Raw genomic sequence first — 3163 nt, 5'->3', positions numbered from 1 at the left:
GCGCGGCGGCTACCTACCCTCGCAGGCAGTTTCCCACCAACTACTCTCGGCGTGAAGAAGCTTAACTTCTGTGTTCGGCATGGGTACAGGTGTATCCTTCTTGCTATCGCCACCGCACTCTCTTTTGAGCTTACTCGCTCAAAACTGAATTTCAACCAACAAAAAACCTTCGCTTTGGTCAAGTTCTCGACTGATTAGTACTGGTCCGCTCCATAGATCGCTCTACTTCCACTCCCAGCCTATCTACCTCATAGTCTTTGAGGTGTCTTATTGCTTTCGCAAAGGAAATCTCATCTCGAGGGGGGCTTCGCACTTAGATGCTTTCAGCGCTTATCCCGTCCATACATAGCTACCCAGCGATGCCCTTGGCAGAACAACTGGTACACCAGCGGTATGTCCATCCCGGTCCTCTCGTACTAAGGACAGCTCCTCTCAAATTTCCTACGCCCACGACGGATAGGGACCGAACTGTCTCACGACGTTCTGAACCCAGCTCGCGTGCCGCTTTAATGGGCGAACAGCCCAACCCTTGGGACCGACTTCAGCCCCAGGATGCGACGAGCCGACATCGAGGTGCCAAACCTCCCCGTCGATGTGAACTCTTGGGGGAGATAAGCCTGTTATCCCCAGGGTAGCTTTTATCCGTTGAGTGATGGCCCTTCCATGCGGTACCACCAGATCACTAAGCCCGACTTTCGTCCCTGCTCGACTTGTAGGTCTCGCAGTCAAGCTCCCTTATACCTTTACACTCTGCGAATGATTTCCAACCATTCTGAGGGAACCTTTGGGCGCCTCCGTTACACTTTAGGAGGCGACCGCCCCAGTCAAACTGCCCACCTGACACTGTCCCTGACCACGCTTAGCGGCCTAGGTTAGAGCATCCATCAAACAAGGGTAGTATCCCAACAGCGCCTCCAGTAAGACTAGCGTCCTACTTTCTCTGGCTCCTACCTATCCTGTACATGTTTAACAGATACTCAATATCAAGCTACAGTAAAGCTCCATGGGGTCTTTCCGTCCTGTCGCGGGTAACCCGCATCTTCACGGGTATTATAATTTCACCGAGTCTCTCGTTGAGACAGTGCCCAAATCATTACACCTTTCGTGCAGGTCGGAACTTACCCGACAAGGAATTTCGCTACCTTAGGACCGTTATAGTTACGGCCGCCGTTTACTGGGGCTTCAATTCAAACCTTCGCTTACGCTAAGCTCTCCTCTTAACCTTCCAGCACCGGGCAGGTGTCAGCACCTATACGTCATCTTACGATTTTGCAGATACCTGTGTTTTTGATAAACAGTTGTTTGGGCCTATTCACTGCGGCTGATCCGGAGATCAGCACCCCTTCTCCCGAAGTTACGGGGTCATTTTGCCGAGTTCCTTAACGAGAGTTCTCTCGCTCACCTGAGGATTCTCTCCTCGACTACCTGTGTCGGTTTGCGGTACGGGTAATATCTCTCTGGCTAGAAGCTTTTCTCGGCAGTGTGACATCATGACCTTCGCTACTTTATTTCGCTCCGCATCACGCCTCAGCCTTTTAGAAGCAAGCATTTGACTCACTTCAAGCCTTGACGCTTACACATGATTCCAGTTACATGCGCCATTAGCCTACTGCGTCCCTCCATTGCTCTTAACGATTAATATTAGTACAGGAATCTCAACCTGTTGTCCATCGGCTACGCCTCTCGGCCTTACCTTAGGTCCCGACTTACCCTGGGCGGACGAGCCTGCCCCAGGAAACCTTAGTCTTTCGGCGGATAGGATTCTCACCTATCTTTCGCTACTCATACCGGCATTCTCACTTCTAAGCGCTCCATCTATCCTCTCGATTAGACTTCACCGCACTTAGAACGCTCTCCTACCACGTGCTTTCGCACATCCACAGTTTCGGTACTATGCTTAGCCCCGGTAAATTTTCGGCGCAGCGCCACTCGACTAGTGAGCTATTACGCACTCTTTGAATGATGGCTGCTTCTAAGCCAACGTCCTAGTTGTCTACGCAACTCCACATCCTTTTCCACTTAGCATAGATTTGGGGACCTTAACTGGTGATCTGGGCTGTTTCCCTTTCGACTACGGATCTTATCACTCGCAGTCTGACTCCCGCGTATAGATATATGGAATTCGGAGTTTATCTGGATTCAGTAACCCCTGACGGGCCCCTAGTCCAAACAGTGCTCTACCTCCATTATCCTCTCTCGCGAGGCTAGCCCTAAAGCTATTTCGGAGAGAACCAGCTATCTCCAAGTTCGTTTGGAATTTCACCGCTACCCACACCTCATCCCCGCAATTTTTAACTTACGTGGGTTCGGTCCTCCAGCCAGTTTTACCTAGCCTTCAACCTGGACATGGGTAGGTCACTTGGTTTCGGGTCTACGTCAAGTAACTGCTCGCCCTATTCAGACTCGCTTTCGCTGCGGCTCCGACTTTTCTGTCTTAACCTCGCTACTTAACGTAACTCGCCGGTTCATTCTACAAAAGGCACGCCATTACACTTTAATGTGCTTTGACTACTTGTAGGCACACGGTTTCAGGTTCTCTTTCACTCCCCTTCCGGGGTTCTTTTCACCTTTCCCTCACGGTACTGGTTCACTATCGGTCACTAGTTAGTATTTAGCCTTGCGAGATGGTCCTCGCTGCTTCAACCGGGATTCCTCGTGTCCCGGCCTACTCAGGATCCTACTAGAGCTTCGAGCTATTTCGCTTACGGGGCTCTCACCCTCTCTGGCGTCTTTTCCCAAAGACTTCAACTATACCTCTCTGTCTCATATCGTAGTCCTACAACCCCAATGAATAAATTCACTGGTTTGGGCTCTTTCCCTTTCGCTCGCCGCTACTTAGGAAATCGATTTTTCTTTCTCTTCCTGCAGCTACTTAGATGTTTCAGTTCACTGCGTCTTCCTTTAAATACCTTAACAGTATTTAATGATGCATCTCTGCACCGGGTTCCCCCATTCGGATATCTACGGGTCTTAGCTTACTTACGGCTCTCCGTAGCCTTTCGTGGTTCGTCACGTCCTTCTTCGGCTTCTAGTGCCCAGGCATTCACCGTGCGCCCTTCTCTTCTTGACCTATTACCTAGATCTCTCTTCTCGGTTCGCTTTCACAATCTGTTCAATGATTGTCTCGGTTTTTTCTTGGTTGTTATTCAGTTTTCAACGTGCA

Annotated in this window: 2 rRNA genes; both read right to left on the bottom strand. The window is 50.2% G+C overall.

What is annotated here, in order from left to right:
• Nucleotides 1-117 (bottom strand): 5S ribosomal RNA (gene rrf / locus ETI37_RS07660).
• 57 nt (nt 118-174) lie between these two features.
• Nucleotides 175-3070: ribosomal RNA gene (locus ETI37_RS07655) — 23S ribosomal RNA — on the bottom strand.
• Nucleotides 3071-3163: the final 93 nt, after the last annotated feature.

The sequence above is a fragment of the Lactobacillus mulieris genome, assembly GCF_007095465.1.
Taxonomy (GTDB): domain Bacteria; phylum Bacillota; class Bacilli; order Lactobacillales; family Lactobacillaceae; genus Lactobacillus; species Lactobacillus mulieris.
The sequence above is the reverse complement of the archived record's forward strand: the minus strand, read 5'-3'. Positions and strand labels throughout refer to the sequence as shown.